This window comes from Erythrobacter sp. (assembly GCF_011765465.1).
Classification (GTDB): Bacteria; Pseudomonadota; Alphaproteobacteria; order Sphingomonadales; family Sphingomonadaceae; genus Erythrobacter.
The window spans coordinates 1324248-1350211 of the sequence record NZ_CP050265.1 but is presented as its reverse complement, the minus strand read 5'-3'; the positions used below and the strand labels follow the sequence as shown (position 1 = coordinate 1350211).

Here is a 25964-nt window from a genome sequence, read left to right as displayed (position 1 = left end):
CGCCTGACCGGGAGCCTCGTTTATTCGCTGCCTGCCAGCGCCTCGGCTTCGGCAGCGACCCAGGCTTCGGCCTGGGCCAATCGCCAGGCATTGGGCATTCCGCGTTCGAGCCCCGCCTTGTTCGCGCGCGCCAGCGCCAGTTGCTTGCGCGCGCCGGCGATATCGCCGCGCGTTGCCAGCAGGCGGGCCCGTGCCAGTTCGCCCATTGTCGTGGAATAGTCATTCTCGCGGGCGACGGCCTCCATTCGGGCAATCAGCGTGTCGGCGCCTGCCAGATCGCCATTGGCCACCAGCGCCGCAGCGTGAGCGCACGCGCCGTTGATCCAGCTCTTGGAGGTGTCGCTGTTGTAGCGCGCGATCATCTCCAGCCCGATGCGCGTGTCGTCAAGAGCGCCGGCACGGTCTCCGCCGGCAAGCTTCGCCTCGCCGCGCAGCATATGGGCAAAGCCGGTCATCACATTCTCGCCGATGGCCTCGCGCATCGTGCCGAGTACGATGTCGGCTTGCTTGCGCGAGGCTGCGGGCCGGTCCGCGAAATAGAGCTCGCTCGCTGCCAGGTTCACCCGCGCGGTGCCGAGATTGGCCTGATCGGCCAGTGGATTCGCCGCATCCGTGTTCACCGCTTCGCGATAGGCGGAAGTCGCGCCGACCCGGTCGCCGACGCCAAGGCGCGCACTGCCCAACTGGTTCCACAGGAATGCCCGGTAATGCGGCGCATCTTCGGTCTCCAGCGCGGCTTCGATCACGTCGATGACGCGCTGCTGTGCTTCTGGCTTGTTGTTGGAACCTGCAAGAGCGCTGACGACCTGAACATGGTTGATCGAATTGGCATCGAAATTGGCGGACATTTCGCGGTCCAGCTCTTCGAGAATGGCGATTGCCTTTTCGCTCTGACCCGTTTCATCGTATGAACTTGCAAGGAAAACCCGTGCCAGATCGACCAGCCCTTCGGGCCCGTAGCCTTCGGAAATCCAAGGCTCGAGAACCTCGATCGCCCTGCGCTCGTCCCGCCGCAGGGCAAAATGCATCCCCACTGCATAGCTGATCGCCGCCGCGGTTCCCGGCGCGATGTCGCGATTGTCGTGCGCTTCGCGCCAGCGCTCCATCAAAAGGCGCGATTCGCGTTCCACGTCGGCTTCGCTGGCCGTCAGTCGGCGCAGCAGGTCGCCATAGGCATCCTTGGCCTCGTTCAATGCCTGGGCGCGGTCGAGGAAGAATTCCGCGCGTGCGAGCTCCGTCTGCGCCTGCGCGGCTGCGGCCTCGGCCTCCCGGGCGAAATTGAGGCTCACCGCGATGCCTCCGACAAGCGCCGCGACAAAGGCTCCGGCCATCGCGCTTGCCACGGGCGCCCGGCGAACGAATTTGCGCCCGCGATAGAGCGCGCCGCCCTGCCGGGCGGCGACCGGGCGGTGTTCGAGGACCGCTGCGACATCGGCGCCGAGCGCCTCGGCGGTGGCATAGCGATCCTGCGGAAGCGGCGCGGTCGCCCGCCTGATTACGGCGACAAGATCGGGATCGGCGATCGCGCCCGCGTCCAGCCGGACGCTGCGGTCGTCATTGCGCGCGGGCACGGTGCCTGTCAGCAGTTCGTGAAGGATGCAGCCGAGCGCGAAGATGTCGGTCTGGACCGTGGGCGCCTCGCCGCGCAGCTGTTCGGGCGCTGCGGTGGCCGCGGTAAAACTCCCGCTCGGCGCATCCTCGCCCTCGGCCAGCGAGGCGATGCCGAAGTCGATGAGCCGCACCGCGCCGCTGGAATCGAGCAGCACGTTCTGCGCCTTGAGATCGCGGTGCAGGACCAGCCGGCCATGGGCGTGCGATACCGCCGAACACAGCGCGACAAAAAGCCGCAGGCGATCCCTGCGCGGCAGGGCCGATGCCTGCGGCATGATCGGCTCGCCGTCGACCAGTTCCATCGCCATCCACGGTCGGCCGTCCTCATGCGTGCCCCCGTCGATGATGCGGGCAATGCCGGGATGGTCCATTTCCGCGAGCCGCTGCCGCTCGGCACCGAAGCGCTCGACGCGGACCGGATCGCTGTCATGGATGAGCTTGATCGCGACCGCCTGGTCGTAGACGCCGTCGGCGCGCCTTGCGCGATAAACCTGGCCCATCCCGCCGGTCGCCAGTGGCTCTTCCACCGCCCACGGCCCGAGCCGGACACCCGAGGCCAGTGGCGGCGCGGTGCGGACCGCGCCTGCCGATGTCCGCATGAAAGTCCGTCCGCCGCCAGCCGGGTTGTCCGATGTCGCCATGCGCTGCTCCGTGATCCGCACCTCCGGCAGTTTGTGCCAAGGGAAGATAACGGACTCAAGGCCGCATGGGCCGGGCTTCTGGCTCCGGTCAGCCGACGCTTTCCATCAGGAAAACCTTGCCTTCGAGCGCGGGGTCGGTCGCGGCGCGGGCAAGCACTGCGGCGACATCGCCGCGCGCGGCCTTGCCGCCGGGATCGACCTCGTCGCCGAGCCTCACGTTGCGATCGCCGTCATCGTCGGTCAGCGCGACCGGCCGGACGATGGTGTAGGCGATGTCCGAAGCCTTCAGGTGTTCGTCGGCTGCGTGCTTGGCCTTGAGGTAATGAGTGAGCTCGCTCGACGGGTCGGGATCGCCCGCCCCGACCGAGGAGAGCATGACGAAGCGCCGCGCGCCCGCCTTCTCGGCGAGGTCGATCAGCCTGATCGCGCCGTCGCGGTCGACCTTGTCGGTCATCTCCGCGTCCGTATCGCCTCCCGAACCGGCGGCGAATACGACCACCTCGGCCCCGGCGCATATGTCTTTGTCGAGGTCGGTCAAGTCCCCCTCGCGCCGCTCCGCGCCCTCTGGCAGCGTGGACGTGTCGGATGAGGCGCGGTGGAGCGCGATGGGGGTGTGGCCCGCCTCGACCAGCTGGCGGGTGAGACGGCTGCCGGTGTTTCCGGTGGAGCCTGCAACGAGAATTTTCATGGGCAATCCTGCAATTCGAGTGAAAGGGCGCTCGCAGGCGCGCGATACTCTCTTGCAATGCAGGGGCAGGCCGATCGTTTCGAAAGCCGGGTTCGCCCTACCGCTGCTTGCGCCGGGCCGAGTGCGGCTTGGCCTCCCGGCGTTTCGGGCGCGTGTCCGCCGCGGACTTGGGCCTGCGCGCAGCGGGGCCCTTGCCGCCCGGTTTCGGCTTCACGAACTTCCGGGCGGATGCACGATGGCCGCGCGGCATCTCGGGCGGGCCGGTTTCGGAGCGGCGTATGGCTATGGCTTCGTCCTCGCGGTCGCCCCGCGCCGTGCGCCCGATGCTTGTCGCAAAGGCATCCGCGATCGCGCGCGGAACCTGGAAGAAGGTTTCATCCTGACCGATGCGGATCGCACCGACTTCGCTGCGGGTGACCTGCCCGCGGCGGCAGATGAGCGGGAGAATCCAGCGCGCCTCGGCATTGTCGCGGCGACCGATGTCCATGCGGAACCATACGATATCCTCGAAGCCGGGGCGGGAGCCTTCGCCGCGCGGTGATGGTGAGGGCATGGCGACGATATCGGCCGGCTCGGGCAGGCGCGCGCGGCGGGTGCGCACCAGCAGGGCGGCGATCTCGGCCGGACTGCGTTCGGCGAGCAGGCGCTCCGCCAGTGCGCGGTCGTCCTCGTCGATCTTAACGGGCAAGAGCAGGTCCGCCAGCAGGCGCGCGTGGTCCTTCGCCCGGATCGCTGCCCGATCCGGCACCGCGCTCCAGCGAGCCGCCACCTGCGCGTGACGCAGCATCGCCTCGACCCGTTTGCGCCGCGCGGGCGGGACAAGGAGGACGGCAGTGCCCTTGCGCCCTGCGCGGCCCGTGCGGCCCGAGCGGTGCTGGAGCGTCTCGGCATCGCGCGGGATCTCGGCATGGATCACGAGACTCAGCGTCGGCAGGTCGATCCCGCGCGCGGCCACGTCGGTCGCGACACAGACCCGCGCGCGGCCTTCGCGCAGCGCGGCGAGCGCCTGGTTGCGCTCGGATTGCGAATGTTCGCCTGACAGGGCCACGGCAGCGAAGCCGCGTTCCTGCAGCGCCGCGTGGAGCTGACGGACCTTCTCGCGCGTGGCGCAGAACAGGATCGCGGTTTCGGCCTCGTGAAAGCGCAGCAGGTTGATCGCGGCGTTCTCCACCTCGCGCGAAGGCACGCAGACCGCCTCGTAGGCGATGTCGCCGTGCCCGCGGTCATCGCCTGCGGTCGCGATCCGCACCGCATCGTGCTGGTAGCGCTTCGCCAGCGCCTCGATCGGACGCGGCATGGTCGCTGAGAACAATAGGGTGCGCCGCTCCTCGGGCGCGGCGTCGAGAATCGCCTCGAGTTCCTCGCGAAAGCCCATGTCGAGCATCTCGTCGGCCTCGTCGAGCACCACGGCGCGCACCTTCGCCAGATCGAGCGCGCCGCGTTCGAGATGGTCGCGCAGCCGCCCCGGCGTGCCGACGACGACGTGGGCCCCCGCGCGCAGCGCATCGCGCTCGGCGCGTGGGTTCATGCCGCCCACGCAGGTCGCGATCCGCCCGCCCGCCTCGGCATAGAGCCAGCCGAGCTCGCGGCTGACCTGCAGCGCGAGTTCGCGGGTCGGAGCGATCACCAGCGCCAGCGGCGCGCACGGCGGCGGCAGGCAATCGTCCCGGCCCAGCATCTGCGCGGCGATGGCAAGGCCGAAGGCGATCGTCTTGCCCGACCCGGTCTGCGCCGAGACGACGAGGTCGCGGCCCGCAGCGGCAGGCGCGAGAACTTCGGCCTGGACCGGGGTGGCCGAGGTGTATCCGCGCGCGACAAGGGCAGCCGCGAGGCTGGCGGGAAGGAGAGGGAATTGCATGGAAATGGCCTGACAGGGGGTGAGGCGCCGGTTCGCTCGGAACGGCGTCGGGAAGCGCTTGAGTTGGGGGCGCCGGAGAGGGCTTCGCCTCTCCTGACGCGCCCCTTAGACCACGATCGCGCGCTTGGCTTGCGAAAAAGGACGGGGTCTGCGGAAAGGCCGGGCGTGCGTCAGGCGGCTGCCCTCGCCGGGCAGTAGCGCGCCAAGTAATCGCCGTGGCCCGGCATATGCTGGACGAGGAAGCGGATCGAGCGTTCCATCTCGTCCGCCTCGCGCGCGGTCGTGGCCGGATCGAGCGCGTCGGCCATCGGGTTATGGGAACGCATCCTGATGCCCTGTCCCATCATCACCGCCGCCCAGCTGGTCTCGGTGAACAGCTCGTCCTCCTCGCGGAAGATCTGCCCGTTCGCCTTGAACAGCTCGACCTTCTCGGTGAGCGTGTCCGGCACGTCCATAGTGCGCACATGGTTCCAGAACGGCGAATCGTCGCGGCTGGTGGCGTTGTAGTGGAGGATGAGAAAGTCGCGGATGCGGGCGTATTCGCGGCCCGTCAGGCGGTTGAACGTGTCCTCTTGCGCCTGCGTCACCCCGTCGAGCGAGAGCAGCGAGATGAGCTTGTCGATGCCGGTGTTGATGAGGTGGATCGAGGTCGATTCGAGCGGCTCCATGAAGCCCGCCGACAGGCCGAGCGCGACGACGTTGCGGTTCCAGAACTTCTTGCGACGGCCGGTGGTGAAGCGCAGGAAATTGGGATCGGCCTGCGGCTTTCCCGCGATATTGCCCGTGAGGATGTCGAGCGCTTCGGAATCCTCCATGAAGGCGCTGCAATAGACATGGCCGTTGCCGTTCCGGTGCTGAAGCGGGACCTGCCATTGCCAGCCCGCCCTATGGGCGGTCGCGCGGGTGAAGGGCGGGGGCGGGCTGCCGTCCTCCCGCAGGCAGGGAAGCGCCACCGCACGGTCGCAGGGCAGCCAGTGCGTCCAGTCCTCGTAACCCGTCCCCAGCGCCTGTTCGATGAGCAGGCCGCGAAAGCCCGAGCAGTCGACGAACAGGTCGCCTTCGATGCGGCTTTCGTCGTCGAGCGCGATCGAGGCCACGAAACCGTTTTCGGGATCGAGCGCGACGTCGTTCACCCGCCCCTCGCGGCGGACCACCCCGCGGGCCTCGGCGTATTTCCGCAGGAAGGCGGCGTAGCGCCCGGCATCGATGTGGTAGGCGTAGTTGATCGGCGGCAGGTCGTCGCGCTTATAGTCCTCGGTCCGCGCGAACTTGCCGAAGGCCGCGGCCATCGTCTCGAGGTTGAAGACCTGCAGCGGGCGATTGTCCCCGCCCGCCGCCATCCGGTGCCACACGTGGTGGAAGGAAATCCCGCCCATCGAATAGCCGTAGGCGCCGAAGGGGTGGATGTAGCTGTCGCCCTGTTTTCCCCAGTTCTCGAACTGGATGCCGAGCTTGAACGTGCCCTGCACCGCGGACAGCAGCTCGCGTTCGTCGATGCCGAGCAGTTCGTTGAAGCCGACGATCGGCGGGATCGTCGCCTCGCCCACGCCGACCGTGCCGATCGCTTCGGATTCGACGAGCGTGATTCGCAAGGGACGCGGTCCGGCCTTCAGCCGCGACAGCGCGGCGGCCGCCATCCACCCGGCGGTCCCGCCGCCCACGATGACAATATGCTCTATTCCCATGAAATCCTCATCCCCTGCGGCACGTTATCATCGCGCCCGCATCCCGGCAAAGCCCTCTCTATCCGGCGTTCACGAGTGTGCTTGATGACAAAAAAATTGCAAGTCTTGAGAACGCTATCAAAGATCGCTACACGCTAGGCCAAGTGATGCAGGCGGGAGCTCAACCCGCCGCAGCCACGGGGGAGAGGAAAATCACATGAACAATGCCCGCATTGCGCGCGCCCGCCGTCTCGGGGTTCTCAGCACGGCCTCCGGCCTTGCCATGTCGATGGCGCTCGCCGGACCGGCTTTCGCGCAGGACGCCGAGCCGGACGAGCAGGACGAGGCCGAGGCAGAGGTGGCCGGCGAAACGACCGCGGACGAGATCATCGTCACCGGCTTTTCCGCCGCCCTTGAAAGCGCGCAGAACATCAAGCGCGACGCCGACACTTTCGTCGATGCCATTACCGCCGAGGACATCGGCGCGCTGCCCGACCGATCGGTCGCCGAGGCGCTGCAGCGCGTGCCGGGCGTGACCATCGGCCGGTTCGAAAAGCCGAGCGATCCGGACCGATTCTCGGTCGAGGGCACGGGCGTCATCATCCGCGGCCTGCCTTTCGCGCGGTCGGAACTGAACGGCCGCGCGATCTTCTCGGCCACCGGCGGGCGGGTGCTCAGCTTCAACGACGTATCGCCCGAACTGCTCGGCCGGGTCGAGGTGTTCAAGAACGTCACCGCCGACATGATCGAGGGCGGCCCGTCGGGGATCGTCAACCTCGTCACGCGCAAGCCGCTCGACACCAACGGGTTCAAGATCGCTGGGACGCTGGGCGCGAACTATGGCGACCTGCGCGAGGAATGGTCGCCGGAATTCTCCGTGCTCGCCTCCAACACCTTCGAGACCGGGGCGGGGACTTTCGGCATCCAGGCGTCCTATGCCTATTCCGAACTGAAGAGCCGCACCGATGCCTCGCAGGTGGCCGACCCGTGCTACCGCGCGCCTTCGCTCGATGCGCCGTGCCTGCGTGCGCTTACGGTGGGTTCGGGCGGATTTGTCGGCGATCCGAATTTCGACGCGGCGAATTTCCCGCCCGACGGCGCGGTGCTCGTGCCCAAGGGGGCGGGCATCCGCACAACCGATCTCGACCGCACGCGCGAAGCCTTCTCGGGCATCCTGCAATACGAGGACCCGACGGGCAATTTCATCGCGACCTTCGAATGGCTGCGCGCCGATGCGACCTTCGAGACCGAGGAATACGCGCTCATCAGCCGTGTCGACGACGAAGCGCTCTTCCCCGAGCCGCTGGCCGGGACCAGCTTCGAATACGACGCGAACGGGGTGTTCCAGCGCGGCATCCTGAGCCAGCGCCAGGGCGATGCCTATGCGACGCCGTTCGGGCGCGGCGGGGTGCCGCTCGATTCGCTGCGCTTCCTGCGCGCGCGCGACACCACGACCGAGGATTTCTCGTTCGACGTGAAGTGGAACATCACCGACCGCTTCCGCGTCAATTTCGAGGCCCAGCACATCAGTTCCGACCTTTCGCGAGACTCGGTATTCGGCGCGCTGTCGACCTGGGCGAATGTCGATCTCGACCTCACCGGCACGACGCCGCAGATCCAGTTCCTCGCGCCCGAGGGCGCTCCGGCGGACTATTTCACATCGGGGCTCAATTCCTATTACTGGTTCGGCCTCGACAGCCGCGAGCTCAACGAGGGCGATCTCGACAGCCTGCGCTTCGATGCCGAATACGACATCAGCGAGGACGGCTTCTTCAAGGCCGCGCGTTTCGGTGCGCGCTGGGCGGAGCGCGACCGGACGACCCGCAACACCAATTTCAGCACCTGGGGCAACCTGTCCGCGCCCTGGGCGGGCCGCGCGGGGTGCGCGCCGTGGGGTGAAGGGCCGGGCTGCGGCGCGAACGGGCCGGGCCCGTTCGGCAACGGCTTCATTCCGGGGCGCTATTACACCGGGCTTCCGGGGCAGGAATTCGCCATCGCGGGCGGCGCCTTCGTCGATGAGTTTCCCGCCTTCGCCCAGTACCGCGATCCCTTCGGCGACGGGTTCCAGCGCGGCAACGCGCCGCTGCCGATCGAGAACGGCGGGGCGTGGTATTTCGGCGGGGACGATTTCCTCGGCGAATACCTCTCGGGCCTGACCGACCAGCAGTTCGAGGAAATCCAGACCTTCGGCCAGTCGCCCGAGCGCTTCAATTACGGGGTCAACAACCGTTTCCGCCCCGACGAGGTAACCGGCGAGATCCTGCCCTGCGACATCGAGGGCGTGTTCTGCCCGGGCGAGGTTTCGATCGTCTCCGAAGTCACCAAGGCCGCCTATGGCCGCCTCGATTACGGCACGATCTTCGACAATGGCTGGGAACTGTCGGGCAATATCGGTCTGCGTTATGTCGAGACCGAGATTTCCACGATCGGCCGGATCGGCTTTCCCGACCCGGCGCGTTTCGACACGCCGGTGATCGAGAACGGTGTGCAGGTCGGCGGGGGCAATGGCGACGGCATCGTCCAGGTCGACGAGATCACCGCCGGGTGCAGCATCGGCGGGGGCACGCCTCCGATCAGCCTTGCCGGGATCTGTCAGCTTTCGCCCGAACGGCTCGAGGAATTCGCCGCGGCCTTCACCGGCGAAGTGCTGATCGACGACCGTGACATCACCTTCGAGCACTGGCTGCCGAGCTTCAACGCCAAGCTCGATGTCGGCGACGGCCTGTTGTTCCGCTTTGCGGCATCGAAGAACATCTCGCGCCCCGACCTGCAGCTGTTCCGCGCGGGCGGCGGGATCGGTGACAACACGGTAGCACTCGCCAATGCGGGGCCCGATGCGCTCGCCAACGGGCCGCTCTTCGCGCTCCAGACGGGCAATCGCAACCTGTTGCCGGTCGAGGTGTGGAACTACGATGTCTCGGTCGAATGGTATTTCGCCGAGGTCGGGTCGGTCACCTTCTCGCTGTTCGCCAAGGACGTGGACGGATTCATCGACCAGGGCTTCTCGCGCGTGGCCTACGAGGGATCGAACGGTCCCGTCGATGTCAATGTGCAGGGGCCGGCGAACTTCCAGGACGGCTGGCTCAAGGGCTTCGAGTTCACCCACCAGCAGGTCTACGACTTCCTGCCGGGTTTCCTCAGCGGGCTCGGCACGCAGTTCACCTACACCTATATCGACGGCGGCGACTTCTCGAACCCGAACCTGTCGGATTTCGGCCAGTCCTCGATCACCAGCGCATCGAACCAGCTGGGCGGTGGGGCCTTCGTCGGGCAGCAGCCGCTAGCGGGGATTTCCGAGCACACGCTCAATGCCACGATCTTCTACGAGAAGGGCAGGCTATCGACCCGCGCGGCCTATAACTGGCGGTCGGAATTCCTCATCACGCCGCGCGACGACATCTTCCCCTTCTCGCCGATCTGGCAGGAAGCGACCGGACAACTCGACGCGTCGATCTTCTATTCGGTTACCGATTACCTCAAGCTGGGTATCCAGGGCGTGAACCTGCTCGACGAAGTGACCGAGACGAGCCAGGTGGTCGATTTCGACGGGACGCGGGTGACGCGCTCGGCGTTCAGGAACGACCGGCGCTTCACTTTCCTCGCCCGGTTCGATTTCTAGCAGCCGGGCGGGGGCGCTGCCCCGCGCGAGCCGAGGAGGACCGCGAAATGATACGCGAGGCGACTACCGCCGCGCTGGCAGCGATACTGCTGGCCGCGTGCACCGCCGCCGAGCCGGAAGCAGCGCAGGCTTCCGCCGCCGATGCACCCGGCGAGGGCTGGGAACTGGTCTGGTCCGACGACTTCGAGGGCGACACGCTCGATCCCGCCAAATGGCGGCCCGAAGTCTCGTGCTGGGGCGGCGGCAATGACGAGCGGCAATGCTACACCGGCCGCCCGGAAAACGTCTCGGTCGAGGACGGGCTGCTGCTCCTGAAGGCACGGCGCGAGACCTTCACCGGGCCCGACCGCCCGCCCGAGATCGCGGCCGAACCCAACCCGCAAACCACGCAGGAATATACCTCCGGCAAGGTCCGCACCCGCGGGCTCCACGCCTGGCGCTATGGCCGGATCGAGGTCCGCGCCAGGGTGCCGGAGGGGCAGGGCACTTGGTCCGCAATTTGGATGATGCCTGCAGAAGACCACTATGGCCCCTGGCCGCTGTCGGGCGAGATCGACATCCTCGAAGCGGTCAATATCGGCGCGTCCTGCGAGGAATGCGAGGGAGGCGTGGGCGAGAACCGCACATTGAGCGCGCTCCATTTCGGCGATCGTCCGCCCGAAAATGCCCATGTCGATCACCGCACCGCGCTGCCCGGCCTCGCCCGGCCTTCGGAAGATTTCCACGTCTACGCTGTCGAATGGGGCGAGGGTCTGATCCGCTTCCTCGTCGACGGGCGTGTCCATTTCACCGCCACGCCGGAAGACTGGCACACCGCCTCGCCGCTCGCCGACGGCAATCCGAATGCGCCCTTCGATCGGCCCTTCTACCTCATGGCCAATCTTGCGGTCGGCGGCGGATTGTCCGAAAGAAACAATGACAAGGGGTTTGTCGAAGCGAGCTTTCCGGCCCAGTTGGCGATCGACTGGGTACGGGTCTATCGCTGCGCCGAGGATCCCGATAAGGGCCTTGCCTGTATGCGATAGGACGCCAGCGGACGGAGGGGAAATGTCTGACAGACGCAAGACCGTGACCATCCGCGACGTCGCCGAATATGCCGGCGTTTCGGTCCCCACGGTCAGCCGGGTGATCAACAACGGGCCGAATGTGCGCCCCAATATGCGCGACAAGGTGCGCGCTGCGATCGAGCACCTCGGCTACGTCCCGTCGCTCGCCGCGCGGCGGATGAGCGGGAACCGTTCCTATCTCATCCTCGCGATCAACGACCGCGAGCGCACGCTCGCCGACTGGCGCGAGCGGCAGGGGACCGACTGGGTCGACCAGATGCTGCTGGGCGGGATACTGACCTGCTCCAAATACGGCTACAGGATGCTGGTCGAGCTGGTCGATACCCATGCCGACCACGTCGAGCGCGAGCTCGCCGCGACCGTTTCCGCGCTCCAGCCCGACGGGGTGATCCTGACCCCGCCGCATTCGGAGAACCCCCAGATCACCCAGCTGCTCGCGCGGCGGGGTATCCCGTTTGCACGGATCGGATCGACCGAAGAAGGCGCGGGCATCCGCCTCACCATGGGCGACCGCCAGGCCGCGCGCGATGCGACGCGGCGGATGCTCGAACTCGGCCACCGGCGGATCGGGATGATTTCGGGCCCGCGCGAATATTCGCTTTCCGCTTGGCGCCTCGACGGCTGGCGCGAGGCGATGGAGGAGGCCGGACTGAGCGCCGAGGGCCTGTGCGAGCGCGGCGATTTCAGTTACGATTCGGGCACCAAGGCGGCGCGCGCCCTGCTCGACCGCAATCCCGATCTCACCGCGATCATCGGCAGCAACGACCAGATGACCCTGGCCGCGCTCGAAGTCGCGCGCGACCGCAAGCTGCACGTCCCGCGCGACCTCTCGATCATCTCCTTCGACAACACGCCGATCGTGCGTTTCTCGCAGCCGCCGCTGTCGGCGGTCGACCAGCCGATCGCGCAGACCGTCTCGGTCGCGGTCGAGCACCTGATCGGCGAAGGTGCTTCAACACAGCCGGACGAGGTGATCGACATCCCCGCCCAGATCGTCGAGCGCGCTTCGACCGGGCCCGCGCCGAGATCGGCTTGAACGAGACGCCGCAGCGCCAGCCGGCCTGGTTCCTTGCGCTGTTCGCGCTGGCGGTCGCGGGTGGCACGATCGCCTACGTCCCGCTGCTCACCGTGCTGCTGCCGCTACGGATTGCCGCGATTTCCGGGGGCGAGGACGTTGCGGGTCTGTCGCTCGTCACCTTCCTCGGCGCGATTGTCGCAAGCATCGCCAACATCGCCTTCGGGATGCTGAGCGACCGGACGGGAAGCCGCATTCCATGGATTGTCGGCGGTCTGGTGATCTCGAGCGCGCTTCTCGTCGCGATCGGCGAGGCGCGGACTCTGGGCGAGGCGATCGTGCTCGTGATGCTGTGGCAGGCGGGACTCAACATGATGCTGGGGCCGCTGGTGGCATGGGCCGGGGACTGCTTTCCCGACAGCCAGAAGGGAGTGCTCGGGGGGGCTCTTGCGCTTGCGCCGGCGATGGGCGCGCTGTCGGGTTCGCTGGTGACGTTCGAGGGCTGGATCGAGCCCGTCGATCGGCTCACCTGGGTCGCCGGGATAGTGGTCGCGCTGGTCGTTCCCGCGCTGCTTGCGGGGAGGGGGCGGCGCCGCGCCGCGCTGATGCGGGCCGATGCCGCGACGGAGCGAATGCACGAAGAAGCGCCGAGGCGGCAGCGTTCGCTGGTCGCGCGGATGTGGATCGCCCGCTTCCTCGTCCAGATCGCCGAAGCGGGCCTGTTCGCCTTCCTGCTGTTCTGGCTGCGCTCGCTCGACCCTGACTTCCACGAGAACACCGCGGCAAACATCTTCAGCGCGGTGCTGGTCGTATCGGTCCCGCTCACCATCGCTATCGGGCGCTGGTCGGATCGCCGCGTGCGCCCGATCCTGCCGCTTGCCGCAAGCGCGGCGGGTGCTGCTGCGGGGCTGCTCGCGATGGCCTTCGCAGGCGGCATGGGTAGCGCGATTGCTGGCTATGTCGTGTTCGGGATCTCGGCTTCGATCTTCCTCTCGCTCCACACCGCGCAGACCCTGCGCGTTCTGCCCCAGCCGCGCCACCGAGGACGCGATCTCGGGATCTTCAACCTCACCAACACCGCGCCTTCGATGGTCATGCCGTGGCTGACGCTGGCACTCGTGCCCGGCTTCGGCTTCACCGGATTGTTCGTCCTGTTCGCCGCGCTCGCCATGCTTGCCGCGGTCCTGCTCGCCGCGATTTCCCAACCCGCCGCGCGTTAGCCCCTTGCATGAGACGGCGCGGGCCTGCATAGCGTTGATAACGTTCTCATCCGCGCGCCCGGCGGATGATTTGCGATAATGGGAGGGATGGGCGAAATGAGGACAAGGATGCGGCACGTCGTCGCCCTGGGATGCGTCGCGGGCCTGCTCGTTGGCTGTGCGAAACCGTCGCTCGGATCGGCGGCGAGCGAGGCTGGTGGGCCCGTGATTTCGCCGGAAACCCAGCAGGCGGACGGGGCCGATCGCGTGATCGAGGACTTGCTCGCGCGCATGAGTCTCGAGCGCAAGGTCGCGCAGCTCATCATGCCCGACATCGCCTCGATCACGCCCGAGGATGTCGCGCGCTATCGCTTTGGGACCATTCTCAACGGCGGCAATTCCGGGCCGGGCGGCGACGACAAGGCGCCCGCTCCCGAATGGCTCGCGCTCGCTGATGCGTTCTGGGACGCCTCGACCGCCCCGCTGCCCGGCGGCGAGCCTGCGATACCGGCGTTATGGGCGACAGATGCGGTCCACGGCCATGCCAACATAATCGGTGCGACCGTCTTCCCGCACAACATCGCGCTCGGCGCGACGCGCGATCCCGACCTCATCCGCCGCATCGGGCAGGCGACCGCGGTCGAGATCGAGGTCACGGGCATCGACTGGACCTTCGCCCCCACCATCGCCGTCGCCCGCGATGACCGTTGGGGCCGGACCTATGAGAGCTATTCCGAAGACCCCGCGCTTGTCGCCACGCTCGGCGCGGCGATGGTCGAGGGGCTGCAGGGCGAAAAGGGCAGCGCGGATTTCCTTGGGCAGGGCCGGGTCGCTGCCACCGCCAAGCATTTCTTCGGCGACGGCGGAACCGAGCAGGGCGTCGACCAGGGCGACGTCAACGGCGACCTCGAAGACCTCATGGCGATCCACGCCGCGCCTTATCCGGCCGCGATCGAGGCGGGTGTCGCGAGCGTCATGGCGAGCTTCAATTCGATCAACGGGCGCAAGATGCACGGCAACAAGCCGCTCCTGACCGGCGAACTGCGCGGCAATCTCGGTTTCGACGGGCTCGTCGTCGGCGACTGGAACGGCCACGGCCAGATCGCGGGTTGCACCAATTCCGACTGCCCCGAGGCGCTGCTTGCCGGGCTCGACGTCTACATGGTGCCTGAGGACTGGAAGGCGCTCCACGCCAGCCTCGTGGCGCAAGTGAGGGACGGCACGATCCCCATGGCACGGCTGGACGAGGCGGTCTTGCGCGTGCTCCGGCTGAAGCGCGATCTCGGCCTGTTCGACGGTGAGGTGCGCCCGTCCGAGCGACCGCTGGCGGGGCGCTGGGAGCTGCTCGGCTCGCCCGAGCACCGCGCGATCGCGCGCGAGGCGGTTGCGAAGTCGATGGTCCTGCTCAAGAACGAGGGCGTCCTTCCGCTCAAGAAGGGCGCGTTCGTCCACGTCGTCGGCAGCGCGGCGGACAATGTTCCGCAGCAGGCCGGAGGCTGGTCGGTGACGTGGCAGGGCGGGGGCGACCTTACCGAAGCCGATTTCCCCGGCGCGACCTCGATCCTAGACGGCATCCGCGAAGTCGCGCGCGGGCAAGGTGTGACCGTGAGCCATGCGGCGGGCGGCGATATGCCCGCCGCGCGGCCCGATGTCGCCATCATCGTCTTCGGCGAGGAGCCCTATGCGGAATTCGTCGGGGATCGAAAAGATCTCGCTTTCCGCGACGAGGAGGGTCTGGTGGCCCTGCGCAAGTACAAGGCGCTCGGCATCCCGACCGTCGCGGTGTTCCTGTCGGGCAGGCCGCTCTGGGTGAACCGCGAGATCAACGCGGCCGACGCCTTCGTCGCCGCCTGGCTTCCCGGCAGCGAAGGGGCAGGTGTTGCCGACGTGCTGTTCGGCCGCCGCGAGGCGACCGGCAGGCTCTCCTTTACATGGCCCGCGACCTGCGAGGGGACGCCGCTGAACGGCCCGGGCGAGGGCGTGCTGTTCCCCTTCGGCTACGGCCTTTCCTTCGGCGAGGACGGGACGCTCGCCCCGCTCGACGAGACCTGCGAGGCGCTGATCTCGGGTGGCGGGGCGACGTGGTTCGGATCGGGCCGGCTGGGCGACGGCATTACGGCGCTGGCGGGCGGCGAGGCGCTGCCCGACCTGCGCGGCTCTGCGGGCGGGATCGCGGCTTCCGGGCTCGACCGCAAGGCGCAGGAGGACGCGCGCCGGATCGACTTCGCGCCCGGCGCACGGCTGGTCCTGACCGGACCGGAGGCGCAGGCGGGCTGGCGCATCGCCTACTCGCTCGATGCCCGCCCGCTCGCGCGGGTGACGGTGTCAGCAGCGGGCGAGCCGCTCGACATCACCGACCACCTGTCGGTCGCCGAGGGCAAGGGCTGGCGCGAGATGGTGCTGACGGGCGAATGCCTGGGGGAGATGTCGGACCGGCTGGCCTTCGCCTCCGAAGGGGCATTCACGATCAGGATCGCAAGCATCGCTCGCGAGGAATTCGCCGAGGATACGAGGTGTTCGTTCTGAGCGAACGGGTCGCCGAGGGGGGATGAGAGAGTGACACTCGAGACGATCGATATCGCGATTATCGCGGTCTATGCGCTTGCGCTGCTCGGCATCGCGCTGTTCGTCAGCCGCGAGCCTGCGGGGCATGAAAAGAACACCGAGGACTACTTTCTCGCCGGGCGCGCCCTGCCGTGGTGGGCAATCGGGGCTTCGCTGATCGCGTCGAACATTTCGGCCGAACAGATCATCGGCCAGTCGGGGCAGGGCTTCGCCATCGGCATCGCGATCGCCGCCTATGAATGGCAGGCGGCAATCGTCCTCATCATCGTCGCCAAGTTCTTCCTGCCGATCTTCCTCAAGCGGCGCATCTACACCATGCCCCAGTTCCTCGACCAGCGATACGGCCATGGCGTCAAGACGCTGATGAGCCTTTACTGGGTGGCGCTCTACACTGCGGTCAACCTAACCGGCGTGCTGTGGCTCGGCGGGCTGGCGGTTTCGTCGCTGACGGGCTGGGACGTGCTCCAGTCGATGATGGCGCTGGCCGCCTTCGCATCGCTCTATTCGCTCTACGGCGGGCTCAAGGCGGTGGCGCTGACCGACATCATCCAGGTCGTCATCCTCATCATCGGCGGGCTTGCGATCACCTGGTTCGCCCTCGACGCGCTGCCCGCCGACGGGGCCCTCGCGGGGTTCGGCCACCTCTGGCGGGAAATGCCCGGCCATTTTGAGATGATCCTCGATCCGGGCGATCCGGGCTATGAAAGCCTGCCGGGCATCTGGACCCTGCTCGGCGGGCTGTGGGTGCTGCATTTCAGCTATTGGGGCTTCAACCAGTACATCATCCAGCGCGCGCTCGGCGCCGAAAATCTCGGCGAGGCGCAGAAGGGGCTTGCTTTCGCCTCCTTCCTCAAGCTGCTCATCCCCTTCATCGTCGTCATTCCGGGGATCGCAGCGGTCATTCTCGCGCAGCAGGGCGTGCTCGACGGCGCGGTGCTGGGCGAGCGGTCGGACCGGACCTATGGCGAGCTCATGGCCTTCGCGCCCGCCGGGCTGCGCGGCCTCGTCTTCGCGGCGTTGATCGCGGCGGTGGTCTCCTCGCTCGCTTCGATGATGAATTCGATCTCGACCATCTTCACGATGGACCTCTACCGCAGCGCTCGGCCGGACCGAAGCGAGCATCACTATGTGCGGGTGGGGCGTATTTCGGCCTTCGCGGCGATGGTGGCGGCGCTTGTGCTCGCAGAGCCGTTCCAGGGCAGTTTCGAAAGCGCCTTCCAGACGGTGCAGGAATACACCGGCTTCATCGCGCCGGGCGTGGTGGTGGTCTTCCTGCTCGGATTCTTCGATCGCAGGACCAATTCCGCGGGGGCTTTCACCGCGCTGCTCGGATCGGTCGCGCTCAACGTCGCGCTGAAGTTCGCCGCGAGCGACCTTGAATTCATCATCCGCATCTGGATCGTCTTCCTCGTCTCGCTGGTTGCGGCGGCGGCGGTGTCGCGCTTCACAGAGGCCCCCGACGAAAGCGGCACGGTGAAGCTGTCCGACATTTCCTTCGCGACGAGCGGGCTGTTCAACGTGCTGGCGATGCTGACGGTGGCGCTGCTGGTCGGGCTCTACGCCGTGCTGTGGTGAGCCGGGCGCGCGTCAGTCGATGACGCGCACCTCGATGTCGCCGAGGTGGTTGGAGCCGTGGCGCACCACGTCGCCCGCTTTCAGGAAATGCCCGCCTTCCAGTTCGCTGGCGATGAATTCCGCGCGCGCGGCGGTCATGAAGTCGCGGCTGCCCAGCGGCCCGCCCCCGGCAAGATAGGCAAGCACGGCCTCGATCATGTCCGCTCGGGTCGGCGGGGTGAAGATCGTCCCCTCGGCGGTCCCCGACATCAGCGTCATCGAAGGCTCGATCCTGCCCCCTGGCGAAAGGCGATACATCGCGTCCCCGTACACGAACCGGGGCGCGTCCATGTCGCCGAGCGCCTTTTCCGCGAGCGCGCGGAAATCGAGCGTCATTTCCCCTCCGCGTGCGTCCTGACGCGGTTCGCCGTTCAGCTCGGTCGTCATCCGCAAGTCCTGCGTGAACGCCCTCCAGTCGCCGGGCACGACGAGAAACGGTCCCGTAGGAAAGAAATCGGGCCCGCTCTTGGCATCGCTGAAGCCCCTGCCGGAATCGAGGTTGTCCGGGTCGGCGAGGTTCACCAGCGCGTTGCGGTTCGTGAAATCGCCGCACAGGAAAAAGCCTTTCACCGCAGCGTCGAAATCGGCGAGGCTGGCGATGTCGCGGTCGAAACGGACGCACAGCTCGACTTCGTAATCGAGCAATATGCCCGGCTGGGCCCGGACCGTGGTGCGCGCCGGGCTTGCACCGCCGAACTTGGGGAACTGGAAGACCGAGGCGCTGTTCGCTTCTTCGGCGTGTTCGGGGAAATTCGTGCCGGTTCCGATATGGCGCGTGCCCGCCGGGGCGCTCGGCAGAAGGTCGCCCATCGTCCGCGTGACGGTGGGAATGCGATCGCGCTCGCCCGCGAGCAGCGGCGCAAGGTCTGCCTCGGCAAGCGCGGTGAAGGGATCCTTTCCATTCTGCGCGCCGAGTTCGCGCAGGTCGATGCCGGTCACGCTTTCGCCGTCGCTCGAAAGGACGATCATGGTCGCGCCCGCGCCGTCCTCGCCTACGAACCGGGCGAGCGTTACGCCCTGCGACAGCGGCAGGATCGCTGGGTCAAGCGGCGCGTTTTCGAAACTGGCGGGATTATGGGTCGGATCGGGCGCGCTGGCCCAGGCCGCAAACAGGCCGAGCGCGAGCACGCCGACGCCTGCGCCCGCGAATTTCGCCCATGTCGGCACCCTTCGTCTCCCCCGCAGTCCGGTGCGAAAGCTATCACCGGCCTGTGGCGAGTCCAGCCCGGTTTCGCCGGGGGAAGGAGCGCAATCGGCCGGCGGCAGCGAATATCCGAGGGGCGGAGAGGGCCGCGACGACGCTACGCTTTCGCCGCGGCCGGGCTAGGATCACCCGCATGGCCACTGCAATCAGCGATGGTAAGGACGCGCTTGCCGGCCTTGCCGCGATCGTCGGACCCGACAATGTCCTGACCGATGCCGACACGCTCGAATTCTATGCGACCGACGTGTTTCGCCGCTGCGAACTGCCGCTTGCGGTGGTGCGTCCCGCGAGCGCGCGCGAAATCGCGGACATCGTGCGCCATGCGCGTGCGCATTCCATGCCTCTTGTCATGCGCGGCGGCGGGGCGAGCTACACCGATGCCTATGCGCACGAGCGGCCTGGCGGGGTGACGCTCGATTTCGCGCGCATGAAGGCGATCTCCATCGACGAGGACAACGCGCTCGTCACGGTCGAGCCGGGCGTGACCTGGGCCGAGCTGCGCGAGGCGCTTGCCGCGCGCGGGCTCAAGACACGCTTCTGGGGGAGCTATTCGGGCCTTCAAGCGACGGTCGCTGGCGGCGTTTCGATGAATGCGATCAGCCACGGACAGGGCACGGCCGCCGACAGCTCGGTGTCGATCGAAGTGGTGACGGGCACGGGCGAGACGATCGTCACCGGAAGCGCGCTCTCGCGCCCGGCGCTGCCGTTCTCGCGCCATTACGGCCCGGATATGACGGGGATCTTCACCGGCGATTGCGGCGCTCTCGGCATCAAGGTGGCGATCACGCTCGCGCTCGAACGCTTGGGAGCGGCACATGGCGCTGCCTCGTTCGATTTCGCGAGTTTCGAGGCGCTTCACGAAGCGCTCCGCCGGGTGGCGGCGAGCGGGCTTGCGGAAGAGAATTTTGGCCTCGACGAAGCGCTGCAGCAGGGACAAATCGGCGAGGCTGACCTCAGCGACAAGATCGACATGGCGGGCGCGGTGATGAAGAATGCCTCCTCGCTCGCGAAAGGTGCGACGACGGTCGCGAAAATGGCGCTCGCTGGCTCGAAAGGCATCGCCAAGGCCAAGTTCGCGGGCCACTTCATCGCCGAGGGCTTCGACGACAAGGACGCGCAGCACCGCATCGCCGAGATAAGGCGGATCGCGGGCGAACACGGCCGGGAAATCGCACCAAGCGTGCCCGAGGTCGTGCGCGCCATGCCGTTTGCGCCGCTCAACAATGTCGTGGGGCCCAAAGGCGAGCGCTGGCTGCCGATGCACGCCCAGCTTCCCCATTCTGCCGCGCGGCCGTTTCACGCCGCACTACAGGACTACTGGGCGTCCCGCCGCACCCAGATGGACGCGCACGGCATCTACACCGGCGGGATGTTCATGGCGGTTGGAACAAGCGTCTTCATCTACGAGCCGACCTTCTACTGGCCCGATGCGCGCAATGCCTATCACGAGCGGACCGTGGAGCCCGATCACCTCATGGGCCTTCCGACTTACGATCCCGCCCCCGAGGCAGAGGCGCTGGTCAACCAAATGAAGCGTGAGGTCGTTGCGCTGATGCACGAACACGGCGGCGTGCATTACCAGATCGGGCGGTCCTATCCCTATCTCGAGGACCACGATCCGGCGCATCTCGCGCTGGTGCGGGCATTGAAGCGCGAGCTCGATCCGGACGGCATTATCAATCCCGGCGCGCTCGGGCTCTAGCCGCTGTTGCGGAGCGCTGTCGCGATCGCGTTGATCGAAAGCTGGATGCCTTCCGCGATGCGCGGATCGTCCTCTCCGCTGCGGTGGCGGCGCAGGAGTTCGACCTGGAGCAGGTTCAGCGGTTCGATATAGGGCAGGCGCAGACGGATCGACGCGTCTAGGCGGGGCGAGTTCTCGAGCAGGTAGGACTGTCCCGTCGCTTCAAGAAGCGTGTCGTGGGCGAGATGCCAGCCTTCCTCGATCCGCGGGAAGATCCGGCCTGCAAGCGCTTCGTCTTCGGCCAGCTGGGCATAGCGCCGCGCGACGCCCATGTCGGATTTCGCCAGCACCATTTCCATATTGGCGAGTGCGTTGCGGAAGAACGGCCATTCGCGCGCCATTGCGCGCAGCAGGCCCTTGTCCTCGAAGGCGGAAAGCGCATGGCCGACCCCGTACCAGCCGGGCAGCATGACCCGCGCCTGGCTCCACGAAAACACCCACGGAATCGCGCGCAGGTCCTCGATCCGCCCGCCGCCCTTTCGGCTCGCCGGCCGACTGCCGATCTTGAGCCCGGCGATTTCGGCAATCGGGGTCATCTGGCGGAACAGGTCGGCAAACCCCTCGGTTTCGTAGACCAGCGCGCGATAGGCGGCGAAAGCGGAGGCGGAGATCTCCTCCATCGCGGCGGCGAAACGCGCCGCGTCGGCGGGTGCGATGCGTTCGGGTTCGAGCGTTGCGAGCAGGGTCGCGCTCGCCATCGCCTCTAGATTGCGCGCGGCATTGTCGCGGCTGCCGTATTTCGCCGCGATCACCTCTCCTTGTTCGGTGATGCGGATGCGCGCGTTGACCGTGCCGCGCGGCTGGCCGCGGATCGCCTCGAAGGCGGATCCCCCGCCGCGCCCGACCGAGCCGCCGCGGCCGTGGAAGAGCTGCATGGTGACGCCCGCCTCGGCGAAGACTTCGGCCAGCGCCTCGCTCGCGCGGGCGAGGTGCCAGGAGGAGGTGAGATAGCCCCCGTCCTTGTTCGAATCCGAATAGCCCAGCATCACTTCCTGAAAGCCTCGCGCGCGGGCGAGCGCGGCGAATTCGGGTAGGGCGAGGGCACGCTCCATGATCGCGGGCGCGGCTTCGAGGTCGCCGATCGTCTCGAACAGCGGGACCGGCATGACCGGGCATTCGGGCGTATCCCCGGCGCGGTAGAGGCCCGCCTCGCGCAGGACCAGCAGGACTTCGAGCAGGTCGGATACGCTCGTCGCCATCGACACGACATATTGCGTGACCGATGCCGGGCCATAGCTGCGGTGGGCGCGGGCGACCGCGTCGATGATCGCGAGTTCGCCAGTGGTTTCTTCCGAATATTCGTGCCACGCGATGCGCAGCGGGCGGGCTCCTGCGAGCTCGGCGCGCAGCACGGCGATGCGCTCCTCCTCGCCTAGCGCGGCGTAGTCCGCCTCGACCCCGGCGGCGGCGAGCAGTTCGGCGACGACCCGTTCGTGCACCGCGCTGTTCTGGCGCAAGTCGAGCGTCGCCATGTGGAACCCGAACAGGCGCACGGTGCGGATGAGGCGAGAGAGTGCGTCCCCGCTGGCAAGCCCCGCGCCCTCCAGCTTTTCGAGCGCCGCGGAGATGGTTTCGAGATCGGTGAGGAATTCTTCCGGCGAGCCATAGGCCGGCCGCTCGGCCACCGGCGCGCGGGGCGGCTCGGCTCCGGCAAGGGTGCGATAGGTCGCGGCAAGCCGGGCGTAGATACCGGTGAGCGCGCGGCGGAACGGCTCGTCCCTGCGATGCGCGGAGGTGTCGCCGCTAGCGTCGGCCAGCGCTTCGAGCGCGGGATCGACGGGCGCGAGTTCGCTGGAGATCGAAAGCTCCGCGCCGAGTTCGTGGACCGCCTCGAGACAGGCTCCGATGACCAGACGCGCCCCGCGCGACAGGGCGTAGTCGAGCGAGGCGGCGGTCACGTGCGGGTTGCCGTCGCGGTCGCCGCCGATCCAGCTGCCGAGCCTCAGGAAACCGGGGACGGTGCGACCCAGTGCCTCCTCCCAGCGCTCGAACAGGGCCGGGAGGACGGGAAGGAAGACCGCGCCCATAACGTCGATCGCATTGTCGACCTCGTCGGTGACATAGAGCCGGTCGCGCCGCAGGGTGCGGGTGTGCCACAGCAACGCGATCTGGCGCGCGATCGCCGCCTCGATGCGTCCCGTTTCCGCGCCCGCGGCGATGGCCGTGTCGCGTTCCCGCATCAGCCGGGCGATATGCGCGCGGTGGTCGAGCACGCTCTTGCGCCGCACCTCGGTCGGGTGAGCGGTGAGCACGGGGGCGACCAGCGCTTTCTCGAGCAGCCGGGCGACCTCATCGCGGGTGATGCCGTCCGCTTCGAGTTCTCTCAGGGCCGCTTTCAGGTCGCTCGCTCCCTCGGCAACGGGCGCGGCGCGGTCCTCGGCGAGATTGGCGAGCATCGAGAACAGCCCGAAACCGCGCACGAAAGCGAGCGTTTCGTCGAGGTCGAGCCGGTCGAGCCCGAGATCGGCCACGTCCTCCCCCCGGTGGCGCGAGATGCTGGCGCGGCGGATGTCCTCGGTGCGCTCGAACAGGCGCGTGCCGCCGTGTTCGCGGATCACGTCGCCGAGCAGCTTTCCGAGGAAACGGATGTCGGGGTTCTGCTGGATCGGGGAGCGCGTCGCCAATGTCCTCACCTCGTGCGGCCGGGGGCGGGGCACTGCCCCGCCAGCACACTGTCCTAGCGCCTATTCCCCGCCGGGCGCAAAGGGTTCCGGTGCCGGGGCCGGGGTCGCAGCAGTGTCGGTCGTATCGTCGGGGGTCACGTCTTCGACCTCGATCGGGGTGTCGACATCGCCGTCACGGTCGCCCGAGGGATTGAAGAAGACGATCAGCAGCAGGACGCCGAGCCCGACGATGACGAGCGGCCAGAGCCATTTCGAGCGGCTGGTTTCGGGTTTTTCGTGCGGGGTTGCCATGGCGGTCCTCCTGGTCGTTGTTCCTGTCGCGCGCGCTCGCAATGCGGCGCGCCATCCTGGTTGATTCAACGCAAGGGGGCCCGCCGCCGTTCCGGCGGGCGGGTCCGCCGGCGGCTCAGGCGGGGTCGGTCAGTCCCGCAAGGCCGAGCGGGGCGTGGGGGCCGATCGCGAGCTGTTCGAACACGCCCATGCCTTGCGCCTCGCCCGTCACGCGGCAGAGCATCTGGACGTGGAGATTGTCCATCGCCGCCGGGTCGAGTTCGGCGAGCGCAAGGTCCTCGCGCGCGACGCGCAAGGGACCGTGATGAAGGCCGTGGCCCCATTCGGGATGGGTATAGCCGATGCCCTTCATCTGGAACCGGGCGAGCGCTTCGAGTTCGAGCGCGGCGGGCGCGCCCGGCACGTCGAGCGACAGCGTTCCGCCCGAAGGCCAGCGCGTGCCGGGTTCGAGCCGGGCTGCAAGCGTGCCGAAGCCCTCCGCCACCGCCTCCTGCCCGCAGCCATCGGGAGCATAGGCCGCCCGCGTGTTCCAGGCGCGCCCCTTGGGATCGGCGTTGACGTGGAAGAACAGCGAACCGTCCGCAAGGTTGATCGGGGTCCATTGCCAGAAGAAGGAGGGCAGCGGCGCGCCCGGAACCGGCTGGGCGTCGCGCGCGCCGACCGGCCGCACGCCCCAGCTGCGGTCGCGCGTTCCGACCGTGCCGGTTGCCATCTCCTCGCGCACGCCGTCGGCTTCGATCCAGCCTTCGTAATGCCCGTTCTGGGTCATGCGCGTGTAATCCATGAAGGCGCGCGTGCCCGTGCGGTGGATGAAGCGCGGCTCCTCGATCGGCGCGGCGCGCGCGGTGAAGGTGAACTCGCCCGCCAGCCCCTCGGTCTCCTCGATCGTGACTTTGAGGCGGTGGAGAGGCTCCAGCACCTCGATCGCGATCGGCCCGACCCGCATCGCCATGCGCTCGGCGCCGAGTTCGCAAGAGGCATGGAGGCAATGCTGCACGCCGCCGCGGATGAAGCTGAAATGCGCATCCGCCACGTCGAGATGGGGATAGACCCCAAAGGCGGCGGCGAAGAACCCGCTCCCGTCGGGCGCATAGCCGTTGAAGAAATAGCGGTCGTAGAAATTCCGGTCCGTGCCGGCATAGGCGACCGGCTCGCTGGTCTGGTGAATCGGATAGTCGTCGCCGCGGGTAAGCACCATGTCAGGCGGTCTCCTTGAGGGCGGCGATACTGCCGCGTTCGAGCGCGAGGCCGCACGCCCCGCGCGCCATGGACAGGAAATTGGCGTCGCCGCGTTCGGTGCGCTCGACGAAGGCCGCGCTGAACACCGCGGTCGAGACGCCATGGAGCGCGCCGATGCGATAGTCGCGCTCGATCTCGCCGCGAGAAAGCTCCACGCCGTGCGCGGCCATTTCGGCCAGCCACAGGTCCAGCAGTTCCTCCTCGTGCGCCCGGCGCAATTCATTCCCGATCCCGCAGCCGAGGAAATAGGCGACATCGGTCATCGCCTTGCCGGTGGTGACGGTCTGCCAATCGAGCACGGCGATGGGCTCTGCGCCGCCCTTGATGTCGAACAGCATATTGTCGAGCCGGAAGTCACCGTGGACCAGGCATTGGGGATTGGAATTGTCGCGCTCGAAGAAGGCGGGCGTAGTGGCAAGCTCCTCGCACAGCGCCATGAATTCGGGCTCGAGCGTGCCCGCGTAGCGTTCGCGGAACACCGCCTGCGCCTGCGGATACATCGCGGCGATGCGGGCGGAGAGTTCCGGTTGTGGTGCGATCCAGCGGGCTTCGAGAAGGTCGCGGCGCTGCCAGCTCCCGGCGTGGATCGCGGCGGCCTGGCGGATCGCGGCGCGCGCGTCTTCTATCCCGCAGCCCGCGATCTGGTCTCCGCCGCGCGCGGGGGCGAGATCCTCGAACAGGATGACCTGCCGAGCCCCGTCCTCGCTGACATGGGCGGCGAGCACATCGGGCACGCGCACGCCCAGCAGGGGGGCGGCTTCGCGGTAGAAGCACACCTCCTTGGCATAAAGCCCCATCAGAGCCGCCGTGCCGCGGCTGGTCTCATCGGCCGCGCTGAACTTGGCCGCGAGCGTCGCGGGGCCTGCGCCTTCGCTGGAATAGGCAAGATGGAAACGCACCGAGTCGCCGACCTGCCCGGTCCCGATCGCTTCCCACGTAACCGAAGTGACCGCGCCTTCGTCCTCGCCCAGAAGCCCGTTTTCTCGCAGGCGCTGCGTCACCCACTCGGCCGTCACCGCGTCCGCATGGTCTGGAAAATTCTGCAATTCCCGTCCTCTCTCCGGGATAAAGGCTTAAGCTCCGCGCCGACTGCCCGCAATGGCGATTGTGAGAGGGAGGCGGTGGTGGCAGCGCGGCGTTAGCCGACCCGATGCCAAGCAACCCACAGGCAATTTGACATTTTTCTTACGCCTGGCGCCGCAATGCGTTATATTCTTGCCCCAGAGCCGCCGAAGCGGCCGAGTATATGGGGGAGAGAGAAATGAGGGTGAAAACCTTTCTGATGGCTGGTGCCTGCCTTGCGTCGATTGCAACGCCGGCATTT

16 protein-coding genes are annotated in these 25964 nt (G+C 67.6%); 7 read left to right on the top strand and 9 right to left on the bottom strand.

The annotated features are described in order from the left end of the window. Positions 1-20: 20 nt before the first annotated feature. The 4 genes from G9473_RS06450 to G9473_RS06435 all read right to left on the bottom strand — a co-directional run bounded on the left by G9473_RS06450 (position 21) and on the right by G9473_RS06435 (position 6483). Complete coding sequence (locus tag G9473_RS06450; protein ID WP_291137454.1) at positions 21-2252, bottom strand: protein kinase; 2232 nt, start codon at positions 2250-2252, stop codon at positions 21-23. An 88-nt stretch (positions 2253-2340) separates the two neighbouring features. Then, a complete protein-coding gene (locus tag G9473_RS06445; RefSeq protein ID WP_291137451.1) occupies positions 2341-2940 on the bottom strand; it encodes an SDR family oxidoreductase in 600 nt (199 codons plus the stop codon). Positions 2941-3037: 97 nt separating this feature from the next. Next, on the bottom strand, positions 3038-4798 hold the full coding sequence (locus G9473_RS06440; RefSeq protein ID WP_291137448.1) for a DEAD/DEAH box helicase: 1761 nt from the start codon (positions 4796-4798) through the stop codon (positions 3038-3040). Between the two features lie 170 nt (positions 4799-4968). Continuing rightward, the gene (locus G9473_RS06435; protein WP_291137445.1) at positions 4969-6483 is read right to left on the bottom strand and encodes a tryptophan halogenase family protein; all 1515 of its coding nucleotides are present in this window, start codon (positions 6481-6483) and stop codon (positions 4969-4971) included. Between the two features lie 196 nt (positions 6484-6679). On the opposite strand from G9473_RS06435, the gene G9473_RS06430 reads away from it, so the two are divergent. From G9473_RS06430 to G9473_RS06405, 6 genes are all read left to right on the top strand, one after another. Further along, positions 6680-10081 carry a TonB-dependent receptor gene (locus G9473_RS06430; protein WP_291137442.1) on the top strand — a complete coding sequence of 1134 codons (3402 nt, stop codon included), beginning with the start codon at positions 6680-6682 and terminating at the stop codon, positions 10079-10081. Positions 10082-10128: 47 nt separating this feature from the next. Continuing rightward, a complete protein-coding gene (locus tag G9473_RS06425) occupies positions 10129-11106 on the top strand; it encodes a glycoside hydrolase family 16 protein (RefSeq protein ID WP_291137439.1) in 978 nt (325 codons plus the stop codon). Positions 11107-11128: 22 nt separating this feature from the next. Further along, complete coding sequence (locus tag G9473_RS06420; RefSeq protein ID WP_291137436.1) at positions 11129-12184, top strand: LacI family DNA-binding transcriptional regulator; 1056 nt, start codon at positions 11129-11131, stop codon at positions 12182-12184. Further along, positions 12181-13383 carry an MFS transporter gene (locus G9473_RS06415; protein ID WP_291137433.1) on the top strand — a complete coding sequence of 401 codons (1203 nt, stop codon included), beginning with the start codon at positions 12181-12183 and terminating at the stop codon, positions 13381-13383. Before G9473_RS06420 ends, G9473_RS06415 begins: the two co-directional genes overlap by 4 nt. 96 nt (positions 13384-13479) lie before the next feature. After that, positions 13480-15888 (top strand): glycoside hydrolase family 3 N-terminal domain-containing protein, encoded by a 2409-nt coding sequence (locus G9473_RS06410; RefSeq protein WP_367159681.1) that lies wholly within the window; start codon positions 13480-13482, stop codon positions 15886-15888. 30 nt (positions 15889-15918) lie between these two features. After that, positions 15919-17502 (top strand): sodium/solute symporter, encoded by a 1584-nt coding sequence (locus tag G9473_RS06405; RefSeq protein WP_291137430.1) that lies wholly within the window; start codon positions 15919-15921, stop codon positions 17500-17502. A 12-nt stretch (positions 17503-17514) separates the two neighbouring features. Here G9473_RS06405 and G9473_RS06400 read toward each other — a convergent pair whose 3' ends face one another. Beyond that, complete coding sequence (locus G9473_RS06400; protein ID WP_291137427.1) at positions 17515-18708, bottom strand: fumarylacetoacetate hydrolase family protein; 1194 nt, start codon at positions 18706-18708, stop codon at positions 17515-17517. 170 nt (positions 18709-18878) lie between these two features. On the opposite strand from G9473_RS06400, the gene G9473_RS06395 reads away from it, so the two are divergent. Continuing rightward, positions 18879-20447: an FAD-binding oxidoreductase gene (locus G9473_RS06395; protein WP_291137425.1), complete on the top strand. Its 1569-nt coding sequence runs from the start codon at positions 18879-18881 to the stop codon at positions 20445-20447. Here the strand turns inward: G9473_RS06395 and ppc are convergent. The 4 genes from ppc to G9473_RS06375 all read right to left on the bottom strand — a co-directional run bounded on the left by ppc (position 20444) and on the right by G9473_RS06375 (position 25686). Continuing rightward, positions 20444-23110: a phosphoenolpyruvate carboxylase gene (gene ppc, locus G9473_RS06390; protein WP_291137423.1), complete on the bottom strand. Its 2667-nt coding sequence runs from the start codon at positions 23108-23110 to the stop codon at positions 20444-20446. The two genes, G9473_RS06395 and ppc, sit on opposite strands and share 4 nt — an antisense overlap. Before the next feature lie 60 nt (positions 23111-23170). Next, complete coding sequence (locus G9473_RS06385; RefSeq protein ID WP_291137420.1) at positions 23171-23401, bottom strand: hypothetical protein; 231 nt, start codon at positions 23399-23401, stop codon at positions 23171-23173. A gap of 115 nt (positions 23402-23516) precedes the next feature. Next, positions 23517-24599: a hypothetical protein gene (locus G9473_RS06380; protein WP_291137417.1), complete on the bottom strand. Its 1083-nt coding sequence runs from the start codon at positions 24597-24599 to the stop codon at positions 23517-23519. A 1-nt stretch (position 24600) separates the two neighbouring features. After that, on the bottom strand, positions 24601-25686 hold the full coding sequence (locus tag G9473_RS06375; protein WP_291137414.1) for a phosphotransferase: 1086 nt from the start codon (positions 25684-25686) through the stop codon (positions 24601-24603). Positions 25687-25964 lie beyond the last annotated feature (278 nt).